This is a genomic window from Clostridium sp. CS001 (assembly GCF_020443565.1).
GTDB lineage: Bacteria > Bacillota > Clostridia > Clostridiales > Clostridiaceae > Clostridium_AD.
This window is the reverse complement of sequence record NZ_JAIZZN010000041.1, coordinates 1-24,527: the sequence shown is the minus strand read 5'-3', so window position 1 is coordinate 24,527 and position 24,527 is coordinate 1. Positions and strand designations below refer to the sequence as shown.

The window sequence follows — 24,527 nt, the reverse complement described above, 5'->3', positions numbered from 1 at the left end:
AACCAATAATGATTAACCATAATTTTATAATTATTATTGGTTTTTTTATAAAATCATTAGAAAAGAGGATGTCTTTTTTAATGATTAAATTAATCATTTTGAGACATCCTCTTTCTATAAATTCTGTATATAGATTTGCTGGCATTTCATTTTCTATTTGTTTTATTGTTATTTACCCCCAGACCTTTCTTTTTCAGTATTAGTGAAACTCAAACCAGGGTTATAATCAAATATATCCATTTGCTTTAACTGTCCTAATCTTTGCAATGTCTGAGGGTCACTATCCCTAAAGAAAGCTTTTCGTATTTCACGTTCTTTTAGTAAAATTTGAACATTATTACTATTTTCGGCTGCTTTTAATCTACAGCTATAAACTATAGGGAAGTATGTCCTTATAAATTTCCCCTCGGAGTGAGCGGTCAACGCAATTATTTGAAAACCCAATTGCTCAGCAATAAAAAATACTGGGTCTAGAACATGATCACTGGAAGCTTTTCCAAAGGGATTATCTACAATAACTGTACGGTAACGTTTAGCTGTAGATACTATATTTTTTCTTTTTTCTGCAAGATAATTTAATATTCCAAGAAATAAAGTCATGTTTTTGCTCCACTTCTCGCCCCCTGACCATGAGTTTGACACTTCCCATGTAAAGGGTGAACTGCTTATATTTCCATCATTGGTTACCTTTCTGCATTTTACTTTAATTGAATTTTGTTTCATTATATTTTGAAGCAGTTGTTTTGGTTTCATCCATTTCTCTATAGCTTTTCTAACATTAGCCTCAACCTCAGCACCATTTTCATCCTTATATTGATCGCCCTCTAATTGTTTAAGCATCCAATCAATATGATTACTTAACTCTTCCTTACCCTCTTTTTCATCCCATTCAGGTACATTAATAAGAAATATATCCTTCCATTGATCTTGTACCTTTATCCTAGTCTTTTTAGGAATAGCCCTTAATTCCTCTGCCATGGTACGTAGATATGAATGAAGATGACTTATAAATTGCTGTACTTCTTTATCGTGATCTCTAATATCATTTTCTGCAATCTCAATGGTTCTTGCTATTCGCTCATTCATCCTTTGCTGCCATTCTAATATATCCTTAAAAAGTTTTTTATGTTGAATCCCCGTTACAGCCATTTCTTTGAGTTTAATATCATTAATTTCACCATCACAAAATTTAATAAACCCTTGCCGCTGAGTTTCAACTTTACTACTTTGATCCCCAAGAACTTGATTCAGATTTTGCAATTCATCTTTTATCTTGGAAACAAACTCTTTTCTCTGGTATGGAATACTCGCTTTAACATCTTCCATCAATGTTATCTCTTTAATTTCTTCTGATAAATATGCAAATTTACCATTTTGAATATTAAGTTCATTAATAGAATTACTAATATCCTCTTTTTCAGACATGAGTTGGTTTTTCCTATTGACAAGATATTCATTCTGCTTAGCGAGTTCTAGTTTCTCTTTTTTTAGCTCACTTTCTACCTCTGTTAATGCTATAGTGAAGAGTAATATTTCCTTATACTTCTTATAAAAATCCTCTTGTCTTAAACTATAAGTTGTTTTCTTCTCCTTATACTTTTCCTCATTGTCAGCTAAATCTTTTTTCAATATCTTTAGTGGGTTTTTCAAATTACCTATACTTTCTATTAATCTATCTATTTCAGCTTCACCATAAATAGGAAATTCTATTTCTTCATCTATTTCAAAATCCACTTCTTTTCTTAAGTTTGTCAAATCATACTCTATGCGATTCTTTTCTGCCTCAACGCCCTTAAATTCACTTTCTAAAACTTCTCGACCCTTTTGTTTTTTATCTATTGCATTCTTTAAATCTTTTCTCCTTGTAATTAAAATAACCTTGCTATCTGAAGTATATTTAGGCACAGCCGACTTAACCTCTTCAAACATATCATCGGCTCTTAGTATAAGTAGACTATCTTTAATTCCCTGAAGTTCCTCTGAAATTTCAATTATTACTCCAGTAGAACCTTTTATTTTTCTATCACATCTAGATATGCTCTCTTTGCATAACAATAAAAGTTCTCTATTTTTATTTTTTTCAGCATGAAATCTAAGACTTTCAACACTACTATTTATATAGTCCTGAGCCTTTATAATCCTATTTTCTAAAACATATTTTTCTTCCTTATCCTCTGACGCCATTTTTTGAAATTTATTAGTTCCCGCATCAATCTGCTTAATAAGCTCTTCCTTTGCATTTATTTCCTTGCTTAAATTAAAATTTTTCTCCTTTAGCTCCTTGAACTTCTTTTGTAACTCCACATATTCATCATAAGGATAATCTTCATAGAATTCTCTCACGTCCCTTAATAAATCGGTCCAACTACTACATTCTCCTTCTTTGGAAGCGCGAGCATCTGTTACCTCATTAGCCTTAAATTCAATTTCGCCTTTCCAACTTTCAAATAAATTTTGAGAAAGATTCTCTTGCCATAATGATGGAAAAACAGTCCTTGACTCATCCACTATTTCCCCTTCTATAGAGCTAAGTGCTTCCTTCTCTGTCATTATAAAAACTGGAGTGCTAATTTCATTGTTATTTTTGTAAACCTTCTCTCTTAACTTTTCTATTTCAGTATCAAAAACAATTATGGTTACGGACCAATATGGATTGATTTTATATAAATCCACTTCTGTTTTACCAGTATTTTTTGCTACTCTTTGAATATACTTTGTTCCACTTTCTATGTATTTAAAACTATTTCCCCAGCTGCTAATCCAGTTTTCAATTAGAGGCTCCCCAGTATAGTACTCACTCTCCTTATATTCATCTAAATATCTGTGAGCTAATCGTTCCTTTAATAGTAATTTCTCCCGATCACTTCTTAGATTTTCTATTCTAAGTTCTAACTGTTGCAGAATACTCTCTTGTTTTGAATAAAGAGAATCTGAATAATCCCTATTACTTTTAATTTCTTTAATGCGATTTAGTAATATATCATGTTTTCCCCTTATAGTGTTTATTTCTCCATCCTTGATTGTTTCTTGTCTAGTAGTCAGCGTAAGTTCGCCTCTAGATAAATCTATTTCTGCTATTAAAGTCTGCTTTTCTTCACCTAACTTCTTTAAACTTTGATCATAATCAAAAATATTCTTCTCAAGTCGTTCTAATCTAGCTTTCCATTTTACATTTTCCGCTTCTACATTCTCCTGAAGTGGACTCGCAAGAATCTCGCTGGCAATTTTTTTCATATTTTTTTCTAAACTATCTATTTCTGCCTTTAATCTCGTTTCATTATGTTTAAGTTTTTCTTCCTCTTCTTTAACAACTTCCTTTTCAGCTTTATGTGCTTTTAACTCATTTTCCTGAGTTTCAATTTGACTATGAATAACGTTCTGATTCTTAATTAATTTCTGCTCTTGCTCCTGGTAATACCCTCTTAATTCACTGCTATTTTGCAATAACTCTTCTTTAAGGTCCATAATATCCTCGTCTTTATCAAGAAGATCTATCTGCTTAGATAAGTATTCTATTCTTTCTTGGCACTCCTTAAAATCCTTATTAAGTTTCGCAACCTTTAGATTGCTAAGCCTATCACTTTTATCTTTAAATACATTTTCTGCTTGTGTATATTCATTATTTGCCTCATTAAAATTTTTTTCAGCTATAACAACCTGTCTATCTAAAATAGCTAATTTATATGAAGCTTGTTTTTGATTACAAATTTCTAGCTCAGCTTCTAGTTCTATTTGTGAATTTTGATTTTCAAGTATTCCTCTTTCATTAACTACAAACTCTTCCTTGGTAAAATTATAGATAGCTTTAGCTCTTTCTTTAGCATTAGCTATTTTTTTATTTGCCTCTTCAAAAACATCAAAAACTTTAACATACTGCGCTATCTGCTGCTCTACTTTTCTACTTTCTTCTATCCTTGTTCTTAACTGTTTATGTTTTTTAAAATGTTCCCGTTGCTTTTCAAAAGTATCTATAAATTCTTTGGTTCCATTACCTGCAAGCGCTTCTTCAACTACTGGTATTAATAAATTATCTACAAGTTGATTAGTAGTTTGACAAGCATCAAAAAAGGCCTCTACATCGCCTTCCGCTCCATTTATCAAAGCTATTTTTCTCCACTCGGATGGGATTATTTTAAAATTATCCTCAATATATTCATGATAACTTTTTATTGTACTAAAGGTATGAGCATTTATACGATTTTGGTTCATATCATAGTAGTATTCTCCCATTTCTTCTTTAGTTGCAGGTCTCTTGTTCCCATTACTAGTTTCCTTAACAAATGGAATTTTATCTATGCAGTTGTCGTCATCTTCCTCGTACTCATAAACATATTTATGTGAATCCACAGTTCCTTTGTTTATGAATAAAGTAACTGCTGTTACTGCATATCTTCTTGGATGCTCACTGAGTATCCATTCAATAGCTATATGTGCAGCACTATTTTCTAACATCAACGTGTTTTTTATTTTTCTATCCGCCACCTCCACATGGGGGATTATAGCCTGGAGTGCTGTTTGTACAAATACAGTTTTTCCTCCTCCATTTTCTAAAAGAATAGCTGCATTTTGGCCATCAAATTGAAAAATATCATCATTATATCTCTTATCACCATTTTCATATACTACATTGGTAAATCTTATTTTTGAAATTGCTGGCATCTAGCTCTCTCCTTTCTTCTGATCTAGTTCATATATAAAATCGAGTATTCCCCTATTATAATCATATTCCATGTAATATCTTTGCACTATAGTCTTTGCCTTTTCCGTAAGCTCTAACTCCTCATTTCCAATATCAACAGTTAGCTCTTGGGCTATTAAAAACTGCTTTACAGTGTTTAAAAAACTTTTTCTACTATTTGTCCTAGCATCTTGAGCTTTTACTTTTTCCTTAATATCGTCCATGTCCTCCCACTTTTCAACTATTGCGGACCAATTATAATCTAGAGTTTTATCCATCTCCTTTAACTTTTCATCACCATGTTCCTTAAGTGACAATATTCTTTGATTTAAACTATCAAGCCAATCACCAACCGCTAAAAAATCCCTGGTAGGTTCTGTAGTCTGATAACTATCATAGAATTCTCCAAATAAAACAATAACGGAAACATACATAAGGTAAAGATCAAGATTAACCGCCTTAGCTGGAAGATATGTATTCTTTAAATATTCATTTGAAACATGAAATATGGAGTTCTTTGATATTGGAATCATATATATACAATCCCCAGAGGTAAATATTGTGCAGTCCACTTCCCTAGCAAACTGATCTACTAACCCTCTTATTTGATCATCCGCCATATAAAGCCTTAAGGATTCTTTATCTCCATAGGTATTCATAGCTAAAATTGAATATAGCTTAAAAGCCTGAATTACTTGTTCATTGTTATAAGTTATCAAAACCATCCTCCAATCTTAATTTCATATTTCTTATGGTATACCTATCAGTAATTTTTAAAACGCCTTCTATTTCATCAACCTTTAATACCTTCCCTTTATTCTGGAGTAAAGTTAAAACTTCTCCAAATAAATCTTCACTGGACTTTTCAGAATCATCAATAATAATAGGAGACTTTTGATGCAGTATAACCCAAAAATCATAAAAGTTTCGATGTAATAGAAATTCATCTAATTTTCTCAATCTTAAGTCCTGAGCCACGGCCTCAATTGTAATTTCTTTTTCCCCTTTCATTGCCACTAATATAACTTCCATTATTCTCTTAAAATTACCTCGCAGTAGCATCAAATCTACTTTTCTTTCTTCTTCACCTGCTGCCTTAAAAAATTCACTAGATTTTTCAAGCTTATCTCGCGCTTCTAATCTCTGCGGTGAAAATACTGTAAGGGGAGACCAACTTTGCTGCTTTTCTAAATATAAAAATGGTTCAATAAGAGTGCGAGTGGATGAGAGTGGCAGTGGTGATGAAAAAACTCTGCTAGTAATCTCTTGATCAAAATTAAAAGAATCTATTCCTACATAATAAAGAGATTCTTGCGCTGCTTGAAGAGCTGAGGTTTTTAAAATTATACTTTCTTTAAGTAACAATCTATGTTCATAATGAACATGATCAAGTTCCCTATCAATTTGCAATATTAATTCATAAGTTTTACGATCCTTTTCATTTGACATATCGTTTCCGATTTTCTCTTTTGTCTCACGAGCAAAAGATTGAAGTTCATCAAATTCTTCATCTTCTCTGTAAAGTCTCATATTAATGTCTTCAATAATGATCTTGTATCTCTCAAAGGTTTCATTAGATACAATATTTCTTTGGATCTCATGTTTTATTCTAAACATACGATCCTGAAGATTTTTAACATCTAAACTCATTTCGTCAATTTGCCTAAGAGCTCCAACAAACTCACCCTTTTCTAATTGCTTTCTAAGAACTAACTGATTAATTGATAGCTGAAACTCATTAAAATATTCCTTTGTAGCAAAAATTAATTCTAAGCCTTGATCATCTAAGGTGTAGTATTGAGTATTAGTGGTTAAATCTGCTTTATCCGCTTTCAAAATAGAATATTGAACACTTTCCTCGGTTCTTGTTTCCCAATTATAAAAACTTTTAGTATTCCGCTTACCTGTAGATGGTCGAAATACCCCTATAATTGTTCTTGCTATTTTTTCAAAGCCTTCAGGCTCTAAATCAATTTCTCCTTGATTTAATTCAATCAAGAATACAGCTAATTCTTTTACACCTGTTTTCTTATTGCGCACTAACATATTTTCAAAGAAAAATAGTAAGGTTAATAAACCCAAACTGAAATAATCAATAAGCTTGTCACTATTATCTTTAGATTTTTTATTGTCAAGCTTATATAAAGTATCAAACAAAGCTAGTCTTTGGATTCTTTCTCTATAATTCTCAGTAATATTTTTCAAGTCTACTCCCATATATTATTCCTCCATATATTTCCTAGTTCATATTTGTTTAAAGCTTCTTGAGGATAATAACCTCCCTTACCAAGAAGTGTTATAATATACTCTTTCTCCTCACCTTTAAAAACTTTAAGAAACTCAGTTAACGCTCCTTGATTTTTTTGTTGATTTTCTTTTCCAAAGCTATAGCTCTTTTTCAAAAGCTCCCTGTAGAATCCCACAGCTAATTTACAATGGCTCTTTTCGTTTAGAGAATTCCATATAGTTATACCTTCATAGTCTAGATCTCCAAAATAATATAGTTTATTTTCGCCTTTTAATCCTAATTGCCTACTTAGCATAGAAATATTTGGCACTACTTTCCAACCTGACCCAAAAATCAATGATGTAAAAGCTGTTTCTTTTAAACTATCAAGCAGTGCATAAAACGTTGCCTTATTTTCAACTATTAGATGCAAATGTTCTCCCTTTAAAAATTGAGATGGATTTGCTGCAATCATTGCAGAGTTCACTGCAAGCATTAATGGCTCCCCTGTGCTTAATATTTCAAGCTTATCCCAAAGTTTTATTCGCTCGAGTAGTTTTTTACCACCCTTTTCATCAATCCACTTTTCATCTCCAGTAATATTATAAGAATGTTCTTGATTAGTTACTTTCTCAAAGAACTTATTTTCTTTCAAATACTCATTAACCTTTAGAATATAGGTTAAATCTTTTCTCCAAGTATCTTCACTTAATATAAAATAATCTTCTAAATCTATTTCAGGTTGAAGTTTTACCCTCATACTTTGTATTTCTTCAATTAGCTCTTTTTTAAATTTAGGTCTATTGATTCTAAATTTATAGGCAAGTGGTACACTTTTACCGTTATTATGGTTAGGGCTAATTTCCTCAAGTATTCCTTCATCAATTAACTCTTTTATATTAGTTGCCATAATATCATAAGAAATATCGCCTGAGAATATGTTTTCTAACTGTGTTAATGATATAGTTGTTTTTTTAAGCAACATTAAAAAAGAAATTATTTGTTTTTTCATATTCATTCTCCTAAAAATAAAGTATTTCAACTAAATTATAGCACAATAATTTACATTAGAACTTATATAGTTCATTGAAACAGTCAAATATATTTTCAATTTCCGTTACATCCAAAAGCTTTTTTATAAATATCAAATTCACTTCGCTCATAAAAACAATCATTCCTTTCGCTGTATTCTAGACGCAAAAAAACATGAAAAGGTATAGCAAAATCTTGCTATACCCTTTTAATTTTGCATTCCATCAAGTTAGCAGCAAGTTAAATTCTCAATGAAAACACATTGATTTATCAACGTTTAGCTCACTTTCTTTATTGAATAGCATTAAAACATCAATATATCTGCAAGTTACCAGCAAGTTAAATTTTAAGCCCAATAAGGAATATATTTTAAATATCTTGGAGCAGTATTTGGATCAACGGGCTTGATTTGACCAGATTCTAAAGTATCTCTAATAATTCTTGATCTCTGATTGCCAATTTATCTATTCAAATTTTTCAGCATCATTCTTTAACTTCTTTTGCTCTTCTTTTTCTATTGCTTTTACACTCTTCTTAAATGTTGGTAAATTTTCTGGCATTGTTCCTCCTAATTCTTTAATTGTCTTTCTTACCTTTGCTCCTACTTCATAGTGGGTATCGTTAGCATTTTCTTTTCCCTTTATGTTATCTCTTTTTAGCTTTTCTTCGGTTTGAGTTGCTCTAAAAAGATTTGCTGCAAGTTCCGTACTTCCCATGTGGTCTAGAATTTGTTGATTTTTCTTCAACCCTTTTTTTTCGTGTATATCCTTAGCTTTTAGTCCTCCGTAAAGACCTATATATCCATAATTCTGGAAAATCGCATATTCTAAACTAGTTTCTACACCTGCATTTTTAGCAGCATCAACTAAATTTTTATTATGCTCTTTTAGTTCATTTCTTATTGCTAATCTTTTTTTATCTTCAGATAATTGCTCAAATTCCTCTGAAAGTTCTTGCTTTCTTGTTTGCACTGCAAAATATGTTTGCCCTAATGCAACAACCTTTTTTCTAGAATCAGCATTTTGAACTATAAGATAACAAGCATATCTTGAAAGCATTATATCTTCTATTTTTCTTTCAGAACCTGACCCTAATTGAACCATTTTGCTGGCATCGTCAAAATGGTCTAAGATATTGATATCACTATTATTACAAGCTTCTTTTGCTTTATCTATAACTTTTTTAAAATTTCCCCATCTTGTGTATTCAAGTATTTCTGATAAATCTCTTCCATACCAAAATTCATGTCCATAGTCGTTTATGTTTTTAATTTTTTCAAAAATTTCATTATTGTATTGCTCTATATTTGACATATACACCTCCAATTACTAACCTAACTAGTTTTTGACCAGAAATTTTAGCTCATTTAAATTATTTACAATCCACTAAATTCTAAACATACGTTCCCATTTAATTTATTCTATATTTTTTTACATCAGTTGCAATAAAATAAATATTTCATTGAGTTTACAAATTAAGTCAAAAATACTATTAAAGGTTCATGGGAATAAAAGGAATAATATATCCTAATGCATAATTAAATACTATTGTGTCTGTATTTAATTATACAACATAATAATGTAATTTCTTAAATATTTAACATAATTAAATATAAATTGCTTCCCTAATTTAAAAATCTTTTAACCTTGTATCAGAATGAGATGCATGCGACTGAACTAATAAATGTTTGGTTTTTACAGTATCCTTCTCTGTATTAAAAAACTGTAACCATTTAAACCAGTACATGTTTCACAATTTTTAATATACTCACCCATATCAGAAATTTCTTTACCACTCGTGCTGCGGTAGTTAAATAATTTAATTAAAATATCCTTAATTATAAGTTCGCTCCCGGTTATAGCTGTAAGTATCTTTTGCATTATTTGAAAATCAAAATCTAATTTAATTTTCTTATTGAATTGTAATGATTTTTCATTTAAACTATTCATTGTAAGGAGCTTCTCCTTTGTCTTTTGTTTTTGGTTTTATAAACTTAAACATGACAAATTACGAGCTTTTTCCGTATGCTCTTTTATCATTCTTTACGTAGAAAAATTAAAGTTTATAGATTACAGTATTTTAAACATGTAAATCCTGTTTTTTTATGTTACATATTTAATCTAGCATATAGAATAATTTCATAATAAAATAACAATAAGAGGAAGTGTATTTATGGACTTTATGGAAGAAATAAAACTATTTTCAAACAGAATAATGCAAATTAAAGATAAGATACAAACAGAAGAAGCAGTTAAAACCTCTATCATACTACCGTTTTTTAATTTATTAGGATATGATATTTTTAATCCAGAAGAATTTATTCCAGAATATACTACAGATGTAGGAATAAAAAAAGGTGAAAAAATTGATTATGTAATTATGAGAGAATCAAGTCCAGTTCTGCTAATTGAGGTTAAAAACTGTCCAGATAAAAACTTAAAAAGAAATGTTTCTCAACTGTTTAGATATTTTGCTGTTAGCAAGGCACGATATGGATTACTAACAAATGGTTTTAGCTTTATATTTTATACTGATTTAAATGAGAAAAATATTATGGATACAGAAAGTTTTTTTGAATTTAACATATTAGATTTAAATGATAAAGATATTATTGAGATTAGCAAGTACACCAAGAATAATTTTAATGTGGATGAAATGTATGAGTCCGCTTCAGAATTGAGATATTTAAATAAGATCAAGCAATTAATTATTTCTCAAAGTAAGAAACCAAGTGATGCATTTGTAAACTATATACTAGGAGAAATGAATATTGGCAGAAGGACTAAAACATTAGTCGATACTTTTAGAACATATACAAAAGCATCCTTAAAGATCTTACTCACTGATAATAAACAGAGCATTATCAATGGTAATAATTTTGATGTTGAAAATATAGAAAATCCTATCACAATGACACAACTTGAACTAGAATCCTTTTATATAGTTAAATCAATACTAAGAAAAATTATTGAACCTGAAAATATAACTTTCATTGATAGTGCGACATATTTCACTGTAATAATAGCAAATAATTCAGAAAAATGGGTGTGTAAAGTACATATGAAAAATAAAAGACAGATAAGTTTGCCTTATAATAATGAAGTCGGGGAAATTTTTTATGATTTTGAATCAATAGATGATTTCTACGAACTTGATAATGAGCTAATGGATATTGCTAAAAAACTTATACATTAAAAATCTTCTTCCATTTTGGATAAGCTATATACATTACTCCGAAGGAGCTAACATGAAGTTAGCTTCTTTTCATTTATACAGGTTTCTCCAGGATCACATTGCCTATGTTCTAATCTAACAATATAACTTCCTTGTTAACATAAAGGTAAACCTTTATATTATTGTACCATGTCAATGAATACTAACTCATTAATTGCAAATACTAACCTTGAAATATTAATAAATTTAGATTGGAGTTATTATGGAATATAAGCAATGTAAATACTGCAAAGAAACCAAGGAACTACTACTCTTTAGTTTAGATAAATCATCTAAAGATGGCCACCAAAAATACTGTAAAGACTGTAATAAATGTTTTAGTAGAAGATATAAAGAAAGAAAGGCGTCTAATGAAGGTCGAGTGATGCTTCCTTATAAGTCCAAGCAATATTCAACTATAAGTGATGAGGAGTTACTACAAATAATAAAAAATTTCTTTATTGAATTTAAACGAGCTCCCACAACCTGCGACTTTGATAATACTGATAAATATCCCCATTTTAAAACATATTACAGACATTTTATTTACTATAAACCTGGTACTAAAGTATCTAGTTGGAATGATATTTTAAAATTAGCAGGTGTTACTCCATTGGATTTTAAAGACTTCTGGTCTGCATGGCAATATCTTGTTGAAAAATCAGCCTCAATTTTAGAAGGAGACTGCTTGTTCCAATATTGTGGATTCGGTTTAGATTTTAAACCAGATATATATGTTCCCCTTAAACATAAAGTAATCGATGCAGCCACTTCTAACTATGCTTGCAAACACAAAGAAAAACAATATAAAAAAGCTACTGATAAAGGTGCATCAGTAGAATATTGGTGTTTAAATAAAAATAATAGACCAGGCCTCAACTTACCAAACTTGAAATATGTTTTTGCTGATGAAATAATTATGAGATTATCAGCACTTGGTTATGATAAATTATGTTATGATATCAGAAATCTTCATTTAGTCTATAAAGATTTTAATGATGCCTATATAGAGCATAAGAAAGACTATGTGGTGAAAAAACTAAAAGAGTTTCATGTTAAAAATGGCAGAACTCCTTATACTAGGGATTTTATATGTAATCCAGACTATCCCTCAGCATCAACTATAACCACATTATTTGGGACATTTAACAATGCACTAATGGTAGCTGGCTTACAAATAAATCGTTTAGCTAACTTACCTTGCAATGAAAAAGTGGCTAAGGAGGATTTGCTAAATTTTATTAATAAATTTGGAAGGTTGCCCGTATGCAGAGAATTAGGCCCTCCTAATACTACCTATACTGAAAAAGTTTATTATAAATATTGGGGTGGAATTGAAGGTTGTGTTAATTCCATTGGGTTTGATTACTCAAAATTAAACAGTTTGTCTAGTGTCTCGAAAGTTAATTTAAGACTTGATGAAATAATAAAGTTTAAAACAATTCATAACCGTTGGCCTGAGACTAACGAGTTTCACAGTAAGAACAACCTCCCCAGCAATCGCTGGATCCATGAGCATTTTGGAAATTATGAAAACTTAAAGAACTATCTTGGTAATTCTATAGACACTAACACTAAGGTATAAGATTTTAATCATTTAATCCACACTGTTATGATAAAATAGCATACTTGTCCGCAAATTAAAGGTATGCTATTTTATCACACCTGCTCTGTTTCTATTTTTACTAATCCACAAATAATATCAATACCATTTGATATTATTTTTCTTTGTTCATCACTTAATCCTTTATTATTAACCAGTATTTTTTTTTCTGCTGCTAAGGTTTTTATTAAAGCTGCTATCTTTTCCAATTCAATAAATTTAGAATCATTATGTATATAATCCTCCTGTGCTAATTCCTTAACAACATGTATATCATTACACAATAAATAATCCAATGAAACATTAAAGTATTCTACAAAACTCCTAATAGCATTCATCTCTGGTATCCTTTTATTATTTTCGTATTGGCTAATAGTTGTTTTAGTAAATGCATATCCATATCGCCCATTAAATTCATTTACTAATTGTTCCTGAGTCAAATTCTTAGACAACCTTATGCTCTTAAATCTCGCTCCAAAAGTATTCAAAATAACTTCCTCCATAACTATGATTTCATTTATAATTATGGCCAGACATCCTCTTTCTTACTCTTTTACTCATTATAATATTTAATTTTACTCATTACTTTTCACCTTTACAATTGAGTCATTTATGCTAAACTTATTTTGAGGTGTTATGTATGAAAAAATTAATAAAAGTTGTAGGAGCCATTATCGAAAATGAAAATAATGAAATCTTATGTGCCCTTCGCTCTCCCAAAATGGCAATTCCAAACATGTGGGAGTTTCCTGGTGGTAAAATAGAAGGTAGTGAAACTTTAAAAGATGCTATTAAAAGGGAAATCAAAGAAGAACTAGCTTGTGATGTTGAGTTTATTGATATATTTAATGATAATACTCATGAATATGATAAATTTATAGTAAATTTAATTACTGTTAAATGCCGCTTAGTAACTGGTACCCCTACCATAAGCGAGCATTCGAAATTAATTTGGTTACATAGAGAGAATTTACTTTCACTAAAATGGGCTCCTGCTGATATTCCAGCAGTGGAGCAACTTATAGGAGAAAAGGTATAGCAAAATCGCTATACCTTTTTTGTGAATTCTGTATATAAATTTATTGGCATTTCATGTTCTAATTCCATTTTAACAGTTATAGGCTTTTCTCCTTCATACTCTATTACATCACCTTTACCTATATAAATGTAAGGCTCGGTGGCTCCATCAATTTCCCTATACTTTCTTACAAAAATATGTAGGTTAATCTCTTTCTGTTTATTAAATATAATATTTTGTCCTCTGTCTGAACTTTGGGAAGTAGCATTTGGACTTTGCCATTGAAAGTATTTGCTGTCTATAAATTTATCTTTATAATTTATACTTTCTTTAACATCTTCTTCTTTATGTAAATCTATAAAAAGAAAATATTCTTTTCCATTTGCTATAAGCCCACTTCCCCTAAAGGAGCTATGGATTTTAGTATAATTAGAAAGTAGTGCTGCATCTATCATTTGATACTGCTCATATAACTTAAAGAATGGCACTCCATAATACTTACTTCCAAACTCTTTTTCATATCTTATAAGTGCATAATTAATAACATCTTCAATATATACTCTGTATTTTTTATTCTGTATCACCTTTTTAAAATCCCATGTGCATTGTAATACTTCACCCTTAAGCTCAAAGCATTTAATATTATTTTTAACTTGAGCTGAATCATAATAATCTTGATTCAAACACTGAAACGCATGAATAATACTTTTATCATCTACATCTTCAATATACTTTAATATTTCATGTTTGGCTTGTTTTAAACTTATTTCTTCATTGTTTAGTAAGTATTTAAAAATACTTGCTTCATATACTCTTTTTATAGGTAACTTTCCTGAGAGTTCCTTAAGAATTTTAAAGAAAATTTCTTCTTCTAATAATCTTTTTAAAACTTCATCATTCTCCATCTTAGCTACAAATCCAAGATAAGTTTTTTCTTTATTTATAAATTTTAAAGGATCTGGAGCTCCATCATACTTTATATAATCCATAAGAAAAAATGGTGTTTTTCCACTATTCATGTTCTTAAACTCTAAATATTCTTCTTTTAAATATTTCATAGAATTAAAGTTTTCCTCATTTAACTGTTCTAATATTCTTTCCTGCGCAATTCTATCCATTTGAATATTTGTGCATCCTGGTATATTACCAAACTGGGTGGCCACAGCTACTTTTAAGCTATCTTTATCATAATATCTTGAACCATTTAAGGCTATTGCTATTAAAAATACTTTTTTATGATTTCCTATAAAATCTAATACAGTTAGAAAAGATTTTTCTTTATACTTTCTAAGACCTCTACCAAGCTGTTGAATGAATACTATAGGCGAATTTGTTGGTCTAAGCATTAAAACTAAATTAATAGCTGGTATATCCACACCCTCATTGAAAATATCTACAGTGAATATAACTTCTAAGTCATCCTCATCTGCTTCTAGTTTTCTTATATAACCTTTTCTTTCATCAACAGAATTTTCTCCTGTTAAGCATATACTGTTTATGCCTCCTTTATTGAATTCAGCTGCCATATACTCAGCATGATCAATACTAGCACAAAAACCTATACATTTACGCTTCTCTCCATCATAGCCGTAAAACTCCATCTTTTCTATTATAAAGTCAACTCGCTCATTAACCTTTAACCTTTTAGCTATTTCATCCGTATCTTGAGGCTTTACATCACTTAGGTCAATCCCCTGAATATCGGTTATACCAAAATAATGAAAAGGAATAACTAGCTCTAGCTCTAAAGCTTCTCTAAGTCTTACTTCTAAAGCCACATTATTATCAAAAATATCGAATATGTTTCCCCCGTCACATCTTTCTGGCGTTGCAGTCATACCAAGTAAAAACTTTGGCTTGAAATACTCCATGATTTTCTCATACGACGCGCTCGTAGCATGGTGTGCCTCATCTATGACAATATATTCAAACTCATCTTGTTTGAAATTCTCAAGTTGATTATTCATTGATGGAATAGTTGAAAATAAATAATCTGCATTTAATTCTTTACTTGTACCAGTTAAAAGTCCTGTAGTTATATTTTTATTCTTCACTAACTTCTTAAAGGTATTCTCTGCATCTCTTAATATTTCTTCCCTATGAACCAGGAAGAGTAATTTTTTAGGTTTATAGCTTATAGCATCGAAGGCTGACATATAAGTTTTTCCTGTAGCAGTGGCAGCAATAACTAATGCTTTATTCTCACCAGAAGCTCTTAATCTATTTAAATTATCCATAGCCCTCTTTTGCATATGGTTGGGTTTAATTAATTCATAGTTACTAAAGTCTAAGCTTTTGTTTCCTTGAGTTTTTTTTATTTCCTTTAGAAAATTACTATAACTATCAAGAAAATCATCATCTACAATAGAAGTTACTTCCCATAAACTTAAATACTCCTCCAAAACTTCACGGGTAAAGCTATCATCTTTTTTAGAAATAACTTTAATATTCCACTCTACATTACTTTTCAATGCCCTCTGGGTTATATTAGAAGATCCTATAATTATTTTATATTCATCTTTGTTTTCAAAAATATAAGCCTTGGTATGAAAGCCCTTCTCATTAGTAGCAACAAAAATCTTTAAATCAATATTATTAAACTTATTTATTCTCTCAAGTGCCTTTGGCTGCGTAAAATTAAGATATGTAGACGTTAGTATCTTACCCTTCACACCTTTTTCTTCAAGCTCCTTAAAGCTATCTAATAAAAGTTGAAGCCCACTAAAATTAATAAATGCTACACTAAAATAAAACTTCTCACACTCACTTAAGCATCTCTTAAGCTCATCTAATAGATTTCCCTTTTCTGAATTCACTATGAGTTTGTTGTTTGCTAGGAATTGGGTATTTTCTATTTCTTTATGTTTAAGGTCAACAAGACTAAGTTGTTGTTCTTCTTTGATATTTATATTGTCTAGTATTGAATTCATATTATCCCCCAATTTGGTGTGCATATTTAATGATACATTTCAGGCTTTGGATTATTGTTTTTTCTGGTATACAATTTAGCTACTATATATTTATTTGTGAAAGTTGTTGAAATTATTAAATTCATTCATATGCGTAGTATTGCCCCTCTTATCAATGTCAGTAAAAATCATTTCATATTAAATATAAAGTATCAATTCCTATCTAGTCTTACTTCTTTGCATTATAAGAATAATAGGCAGTTGACTAATAGCTATTATGTTTCTTTTTTTAATATTTAGTGCGTTACAATATAAGAAAGATACAAATTAACTGACACTAAAATTATGCTACTACAACTCTACAAATTGGAATCTATTACTTGCCTATATAATCGCTTTATGAATAATCATCACCAAAACGACTTGTTTCCTTTAGCACTTCTTTAACTATTTTTGCTAGTTGATCATACTTAGTATGATCAACTAGTCTAAAGTATAAGCCTTTTAAGAAAAGAATTACATTATGTTCAATAAATAAATAATCAGGAACTATACCTTTTTTTTCTCTGTTACCAATGCTTCTAATCCATTCTTCAATTTCTTCTTCAGGAATTATATCTCTTCCCAAAACCGCCTTAACAGCCGATATCATACGCTCATCCTCGTTGTTAATATATCCGTAGTAATTTATTTTAATTTTTTTATGTATTGAATCTAATATCTCTTTTAGTCCTTCATATCCTATTATTTGACATTGTGCAAGTTCCTCCAGGGCATCAGCACCGTGGGCAGCCCCATGGGCCCACCTTTTACCTTCTACAAAGCCTCTTACATCCCTATCCTCATTATAAAATTTCAAAACTGTATTAAAAGCTTTTAAAATATCACTATCTGATAAAAGCTTCCTGTGCTTATAGATGATACATGCAGCCACCTCAACGGAAAAAGTCCTGCCAAAAACCGTATCATTAATTTCTCCCAATCCATTTAAAATATGTTTTTCGTCTAATGCTATCACAAATATGTCATGTGCTTCTTTAGGTGTCAGAACATCCTTCATTATAAATTCTACAAGAACACTAAAAACCAAGTCATCACGCAACTCACCATCAATATCTCCTATATAATCCATCAACTCTAAGGATAATTTATATGGGTTCACACCCTCTGGTACTGCATATTTGTTATCTTTTATATTTCTTAATAATGTCTTTAACTCTTGCTTTTCCATACATTTCCTCAACCTCTCAATATTTTTTTGACTTCACTTCTCCTGCCATAGCTTACTATCTCTTTTCCTAAAAGTCTTTATTATACATACTTCACCTTCCTCTCTATATTATAAATTACTCTCCTTTATGATGGTAACTTCTATAATTGCAAATATGTTGCATCACATAATATAATAACTAGGCATTATTAGCCTAATGGTATAGACACAGCTATTCCTATTTATCTAATTTCTCTAGTAATTCTTACAGTTGCTTAATACAAACTTTATGAATAATATGAATTAATAAGTTTATATACTATCTATCTCTGTATACGAAGCTAACCTTTTCCCTAATGTTTCCGTATGAAGCTCAAATAAATTATTATCATAGTCATAAAAGTATATAGAATGGCCTTCTCCATATACTCTTTTCCTTGAAGGCTTTAATTCTAAATTTAAAGTTTTAATTTTATCCAAATAACTATCTACATCAGAATCTGATATTTTAAATGCTACATGATGATAAGTTCTGTCAAGTATATTTGTATCTTCCATAACAGCTATCCACTGGTTACCAATAATAAAAAAACGCTCGTTAAATAAAGAATGTTTTTTTGAACCACTATAATAAACTTCTTTAGCATTAAATAGTTCCTTAAATAATTCAGTAGTTTTGTCTAAGTTTTTCACAACAAAAGTAATATGGCTTACGCTTTCAATCATATATATACCTTTCTTCGTCTTAAAATATGAATTTGACATATCTATACGCCCTTATTAATCAATTATATTTTAATTTTTTCCATTTCCCATCATAGATATAGCCTGTCCAATTATATGGATAATGGGAAATTGGTCTTCCAAAGTGATAACTACAATTCTCACCAATTATTATTTTAATGTTTTAAAGCTTCATATTATAATTAGCCTCTGAATACTCAATTTATAATAAAATGCTAATTCTACTTAAGTCTTAACTTACTAAACTGGTAAATCGAAAACCTTATAGTCCTTTTGCTATTCGATTTCTCAATACTTTTAAAGTAATTATTTCCATCAGCTTAGCTAAAGAAAGTTACCTATCTCTACACCAATAGGATATACTAATATTTGCAAATAAATTTTAATTCTAGTGAAATCTAGACATCCAAGATTCTGTTTCAAATAAATTTTCCTCAAATTTGTTATTAATTAACCCCACTACTTTACGCTGGCTATAATGACATTTGCCACCTTCTTTCTCAGTATACATTGCCCATAAAATCGCTAAGTTATTATCTTCTAACAATTTAATCAAACTATTTTTATGAATTACAAGCATACTTTTGTAACCTTCAAATATCATATCACAAGCTATTAAATTGCCTTCTTTATCATACCATTTACCATCTTCTATTTGCTTTAACCCTAGTTTTTCTATTATATATTCACTAGGCATTGAATAAGACTTTACTTCATACTCCTCATCATTTGGATTCGGATTATGACTGTGATAGCTAACTCCTGTTTCTATATAACATTTTATTTCATCTCCATAGTCACTTTTTATTTCGTTTTTAAAACTAATATAAGATGGTGACCATGGATATTCCCTTGCATAAACTTCATGCATCTCGTAGTTGTTTTTATTGCTACAATATCCTTTAATTTGTTCATCGTTTATAAGATCATGCACCCGTTCTCTTTCTACTAATAAAGCTATAGCTTTAACGAAGTATTGATAAGGTCTTTCATCAAGTCGATAGCGACCAGAATACCAGGAACTATACATTTCTAAAACAACAAACTCTTCGTCCTTTACTTTAAGAAATAAAATATCATTTTCTTTAGGTTCACTTGAATTGCAACAAGCCCATTCTTCGGAAGATATAAATGGAATATTAAATATTGATTCCAAATAATTTTTACCATTAGTAGTGAATTTATTTAGGATAATTGTTGGGTCTATCCCTCTCACCCCTATTTGCCATGGGCCCTCATATGGGCATTCATTGAATACCTTTTTACGATAGTCTTCGCACTCCTCTTCTATCTCATTTTCCGCATCACTATCTACTATATCTTCATCCCTTGTTAAGTCCTTCTCAATGTCATCATTAGTATCTTCAGTGTAATCTGATGTCTCATACAGCCCTGATAGAAATTTTTCAAACTCATTATTTTTCTTTTTCATATATTCTTCACTATAAACATACTCTATTTCTCCAGCAGGAAAATTATCGGATAATTTTGAAATTAACTCATAACTAGCAATTCTCTGGTATTTTTTCCCAATTCTTTCACATTCGTTATAGTGCCTATTATAGGATTTCACCATCATATCAAAATCGCCATGCAATTCTGGGTCATAACCTAATGTATTAAATATCTCCTTTGTTACTATGTTGCTTAAGTCTTGCTCTACAAAGTGATAATTCCATGGACGCACCCAACCTTCAAATACATACCGACCGAAATCACCATACATCATATGTTTATCACCAGTATTAGTTGTCATTGAGCTTATTATTTGATTAGCTGAAAACATTTTTCTATCTACATTTTTATCCCTGTAATCATAACCAAAGTCATCTATCTCTTGTTGAGTCGGTATGTTCTCATACCACCCACAATTATACGGAGGTCTTACATCTTCTATATCGAACGCTATCTCAACACTATTTATGTTAGCGTACTCTATAATCTCTCTAGCGTAATCTCTTACCAAGATATTAGGATATACCTCATCCCCCTTGAAAATATCATTGTAAATATCATTTACTATATTAGTTATTTCGGATGAGAAATTCCGACTTCTTAGTACTGCACCATATATGGCACAATAAATGCCTTCTTTGATATATGGGTCATTTACAACTTTAAAATTAATAATAACAACTTTAACCAGTTGAATATTATTTTCAAATAAAACTACTAAAGCTCTTATGACAGAATTACGATATTTTAAATCTGTACTAGCTAATGACCAACTTAACATAAATGACATTAACCTAATACTTTCTTTGCTACAGTCAAAAATAGCACTGGTAAAACAAAAACTAACCAAATTTCTTAAAGTTATATTTACTCTATAACCTTCATACAATACATCTCCTAAGAAACTATCCCGGATTGAAATAGGCATTCTTTCAAGATGACTTTGTAAAAAAAGAATATTTAACGGATGATTTTCCACTGGCGATAAGATAAATAAAGTTTTTATAAATTTATCAGAATAATATTTTCTTCTAACTACATATTTATTTAATAACTCTTTGGTGTCCTCTACTAAAATGCTGCTTTTGTTTCTCCACAATAAACTATTTATGTAATTGTCCAGATTTTTTACAGCTACCTCCTCAGTTATAAAGGATAATACCTCAATAGAAAATTTATCAGGTATCATGATAAATAATTCTTCAGTAATTCCACTGTGAGGTTTTACCAAGTATTCTTTTAGTAAACCATTATTTAAACTTATGACTATTTCATCCTTAGTAGAAAAGTTATCTAGTATATATCTAGCTGCAAGCATATTATGGTATCTTTCATATGCAAATTGCACATATTCTTCTGATTCATAACTAACAATTTCCGAATAAAATAATCCCTCTTTAAACATTAATTGCACCAAAGTGCTACAGTTTAAGCCAAACTGATTGGTAGCCTCATGCACTATTTCATAGAACTTTCCCATATCTATTCCATATCTATTATTATTTTTTAAACTGTACTCTATTATCTTATCAGTAATTCTCTTTACAAGCTTTAAGGCTTTATTATAATCCATCTTTCGCGCAATTTCATTTTCAATCACTTCTATATACTTCTCAAAAATATCATTAAATGAACTATATTCAGTAATCAACCTTTTATTATCAAGCTTCTTAAGTGTCTTGCATAACGTGTGAAGAAATAAAGGATTATAGTATTCAGAATACAAAATCGGAAATGTTGGTATTGATATTTCATAGAACACAAAAAACTTTTTTACTGCCTCTATCGAGTCATTTTCAAATCCTTTATGTTCAACTACTAATATATTATCTTTTTCCTTATAATCTGATGGTAAGCATTTTTCAATATAAGTTGTTCTAATGCTGATGATTAGTTTAATCCATTTATATCTCTCAAAAATAGAAATAATTCCAGCAAAAGACTCTCTCCATATTTCTGAATGCCTCCCCTCATTTATTCCTTCAACAACAAAAGGGACTATTGTCTTATTAAATAGGGCAATCTTCTCTAATTCATCTAAAAATCGCTGTAACGTATATGGAATATGTAAAGTTCTCTCAATCATTTCTACTGGATTGTTTAAATCATTTAAATGTTGCCCTAATACAAAGATACACAGTTTATTATCTGAGTAGAAAACTTCATTGCAAAAGTGGGCAATCGAATGTGATTTGCCTATTCCAGCTGAACCAGTCACAATCAAAGTACAAGAATTAAAAGCTTCTCTATATTTCTCTAAATTAAAATTTCCATTTTCAAGTTTTCTAAAATAATAATATTCATTGCTCTTATATAGATTATCTGTTTGCTTTTCATACTTCTTATTTAATTCTTTAAATACCTTTTCTGAAAAATTATCAAAATCTGATTTCATTAAATTATAATCAAAAATCTTTTCATCCAGAATATTTTCTATTAGTAGATCAATTTTTGCTATTAAACCATTATCAATTAAACATGATAATTGCCAAGTAGCACTCCTTATTTCTTTCAAATCCTCATAAAGTGAACTAATTGTTTTTCTAGTTAAACAGAACTTACTTAATGTATCAGTTAATTCCACATCCACATTAAATTCCTTATTAAATCTAACGCCTAAATTTTCAAAAGAAGATTTCGTTAGATTGCTTAAATAATTAATATCTACGTCCCCTACTAGTAATTTACCCCTCAACTCTTCTAACTCCTCTTTGATATCATTAATATCACTACTAATCTTATCGCTAATCCCATTTATTATTTCTTCAGAGTTAGCCATTCGAGAAATTATGGAATTAATTATTTTTCGTGATTCTTCGCTAGGATGGTTAATTCTATCAAAACAACATTCAAATTTGGAAAGAATCTTTTCTTGAATTAATAAAGTATTATATACACTAATACCTTTCACCTTTGAATATTCAGTAATGCAGTCAATTATACATTTTTTTCTTTCTTCTATTGTTAAGTTAGTCATTGTATAACTTAAATTGAATATCAAATCAATTATTCTAGTCTCTAATATAACCTTATGCAGGTCCTCATAAAATGATTGTTCTTGATTTTCACTTTCTAATTCCTTAATTATGGTTTCTTTCAATTTATTAAATTCTTTGACTAGATTTTGTTTTGTAACATAATCTATTGCCTTATCTAAAGAACCATCAAAAGTTTTATCTAATAATTTCTCTCCTAAAAAAGTTACTATAGCTGAAATCATCTTCTTCCCCCCCACTTGATATTTATTAAATTTCTGACGTACACCACTTATAAGAATAGGTAAGAATTTGATGTTATCTCTTTCTTTTCCCCTCTTCCACACCGTACGTGAGACTTTCACCTCATACGGCGTTCCACCAATGTTAATTTATATTTAAAATCACAAGATTTCCAACAAGTTTACGAAGTGCATTAATTTTTATAAAGGCTTTTTCATCCAACTTTATTCCTTGCTTTAATTGGGTTATTTTTTCTACCACTTCTTCATCAATAATATAACTTATTTCTTTATTTACCAATATAAGATTGTGGTATTTATCTGTTCCACCTTTGTATTTTGGGAGCTTATTTCTTGTTACCATATTGTTTAAATCTAATTTCACTTTACTAATATGACATAATCCCTTTTGACCTACATAGAGAGATATTCTATTATCATTTTTCTCTATGCTATCTTTTTTAACAGGATTATTTACGAGAAATTTAATTGCTTCCTTGTACTCTACTTCCAAGTCTTTATGAAGATGGTACCTTCCTTCAGTAGTATATCTGCTTGCTACATTTTTCATATAACTGGCTAGCTTTAATTTTACTCCAGCTATAGGAAATATAGTTGTTTTACATATACTTGTTGCCTTAAAGTTATATTTTCCATAAATTCTTTCATAGGTTTTATTTGGGTATATCTTGTCACTTCGTATACTTCTTGTTCGATTAAATAGCCTTTTTCTAACTAAGTAATTTATTTCACTAAAATCAAGATTTACATGAGTGGCTATTCTATAATAATTATGCCACCCTAGAATCATTGAATTCAGTTTGTCCACATTATATACCTTCGGTTTGTTTTTAATTTTATCAATTTGGTTTCTGTATTTTTCGGTTATCTTCTTCTTGGCTTTATTTGATATCCTATTGTTTATTACATAGCTTTTTCGTTTTTTCACAGCCTTAATTTTAAAGCCTAGAAAATTCGAATAATTCTTTCTCAAATTTATCACTTTTGATTTTTCTTTATTTATATCTAAGCCAAGTCTTTCTTTTAGCCATTTGCTTACCGCAATAAATATTTTTTGTGCGGATTTAGCATCTTTTGTTAAAATCTTAAAGTAAGTAAACCAAGGGAACTTCCCCCTTAGTTTCTCTCAGAACCGTACGTGAACCTCTCAGCTCATACGGCTCCCATCATTCAGCTGTTGGCAATATTCCCATTTTCCAG

At 29.9% G+C, this 24,527-nt stretch carries 15 protein-coding genes; 3 read left to right on the top strand and 12 right to left on the bottom strand.

The window, feature by feature from the left end:
- Positions 1–168: 168 nt before the first annotated feature.
- The 6 genes from LGK97_RS18330 to LGK97_RS18305 form a co-directional block, all read right to left on the bottom strand.
- Entirely contained in the window at positions 169–4,659 is a 4,491-nt protein-coding gene (locus tag LGK97_RS18330) for a hypothetical protein (protein WP_226261503.1), read from the bottom strand.
- The gene (locus LGK97_RS18325; protein WP_226261501.1) at positions 4,660–5,397 is read right to left on the bottom strand and encodes a DUF6063 family protein; all 738 of its coding nucleotides are present in this window, start codon (positions 5,395–5,397) and stop codon (positions 4,660–4,662) included. It lies immediately after the preceding gene.
- Entirely contained in the window at positions 5,384–6,895 is a 1,512-nt protein-coding gene (locus LGK97_RS18320; RefSeq protein ID WP_226261499.1) for a replicative DNA helicase, read from the bottom strand. The genes LGK97_RS18325 and LGK97_RS18320 overlap by 14 nt, the downstream gene beginning before the upstream one ends.
- Positions 6,886–7,917, bottom strand: coding sequence for a Wadjet anti-phage system protein JetD domain-containing protein (locus LGK97_RS18315; RefSeq protein ID WP_226261497.1), 1,032 nt, complete (start codon positions 7,915–7,917; stop codon positions 6,886–6,888). Before LGK97_RS18315 ends, LGK97_RS18320 begins: the two co-directional genes overlap by 10 nt.
- A gap of 484 nt (positions 7,918–8,401) precedes the next feature.
- Positions 8,402–9,250, bottom strand: coding sequence for a DNA damage-inducible protein D (dinD, locus tag LGK97_RS18310; protein ID WP_226261495.1), 849 nt, complete (start codon positions 9,248–9,250; stop codon positions 8,402–8,404).
- Positions 9,251–9,631: 381 nt separating this feature from the next.
- Complete coding sequence (locus tag LGK97_RS18305; protein ID WP_226261493.1) at positions 9,632–9,886, bottom strand: hypothetical protein; 255 nt, start codon at positions 9,884–9,886, stop codon at positions 9,632–9,634.
- Between the two features lie 223 nt (positions 9,887–10,109).
- Between LGK97_RS18305 and LGK97_RS18300 the strand changes: the two genes are divergently transcribed.
- Positions 10,110–11,132: a type I restriction endonuclease gene (locus LGK97_RS18300; protein ID WP_226261491.1), complete on the top strand. Its 1,023-nt coding sequence runs from the start codon at positions 10,110–10,112 to the stop codon at positions 11,130–11,132.
- A 241-nt stretch (positions 11,133–11,373) separates the two neighbouring features.
- Positions 11,374–12,735 (top strand): homing endonuclease associated repeat-containing protein, encoded by a 1,362-nt coding sequence (locus LGK97_RS18295; RefSeq protein ID WP_226261489.1) that lies wholly within the window; start codon positions 11,374–11,376, stop codon positions 12,733–12,735.
- Positions 12,736–12,809: 74 nt separating this feature from the next.
- Here LGK97_RS18295 and LGK97_RS18290 read toward each other — a convergent pair whose 3' ends face one another.
- The gene (locus LGK97_RS18290; protein WP_226261487.1) at positions 12,810–13,241 is read right to left on the bottom strand and encodes a helix-turn-helix domain-containing protein; all 432 of its coding nucleotides are present in this window, start codon (positions 13,239–13,241) and stop codon (positions 12,810–12,812) included.
- Between the two features lie 152 nt (positions 13,242–13,393).
- On the opposite strand from LGK97_RS18290, the gene LGK97_RS18285 reads away from it, so the two are divergent.
- Complete coding sequence (locus LGK97_RS18285; RefSeq protein ID WP_226261485.1) at positions 13,394–13,792, top strand: (deoxy)nucleoside triphosphate pyrophosphohydrolase; 399 nt, start codon at positions 13,394–13,396, stop codon at positions 13,790–13,792.
- Between the two features lie 8 nt (positions 13,793–13,800).
- Here the strand turns inward: LGK97_RS18285 and LGK97_RS18280 are convergent, their stop codons facing one another.
- From LGK97_RS18280 to LGK97_RS18260, 5 genes are all read right to left on the bottom strand, one after another.
- On the bottom strand, positions 13,801–16,701 hold the full coding sequence (locus tag LGK97_RS18280) for a DEAD/DEAH box helicase (RefSeq protein ID WP_226261483.1): 2,901 nt from the start codon (positions 16,699–16,701) through the stop codon (positions 13,801–13,803).
- A 376-nt stretch (positions 16,702–17,077) separates the two neighbouring features.
- Positions 17,078–17,911 (bottom strand): DUF2785 domain-containing protein, encoded by an 834-nt coding sequence (locus tag LGK97_RS18275; RefSeq protein WP_226261481.1) that lies wholly within the window; start codon positions 17,909–17,911, stop codon positions 17,078–17,080.
- A 291-nt stretch (positions 17,912–18,202) separates the two neighbouring features.
- Entirely contained in the window at positions 18,203–18,616 is a 414-nt protein-coding gene (fosX, locus tag LGK97_RS18270; protein WP_226261507.1) for a FosX/FosE/FosI family fosfomycin resistance hydrolase, read from the bottom strand.
- Between the two features lie 406 nt (positions 18,617–19,022).
- Positions 19,023–23,309 (bottom strand): hypothetical protein, encoded by a 4,287-nt coding sequence (locus LGK97_RS18265; RefSeq protein WP_226261479.1) that lies wholly within the window; start codon positions 23,307–23,309, stop codon positions 19,023–19,025.
- 142 nt (positions 23,310–23,451) lie between these two features.
- Positions 23,452–24,135, bottom strand: coding sequence for a hypothetical protein (locus tag LGK97_RS18260; protein WP_319001588.1), 684 nt, complete (start codon positions 24,133–24,135; stop codon positions 23,452–23,454).
- Positions 24,136–24,527: the final 392 nt, after the last annotated feature.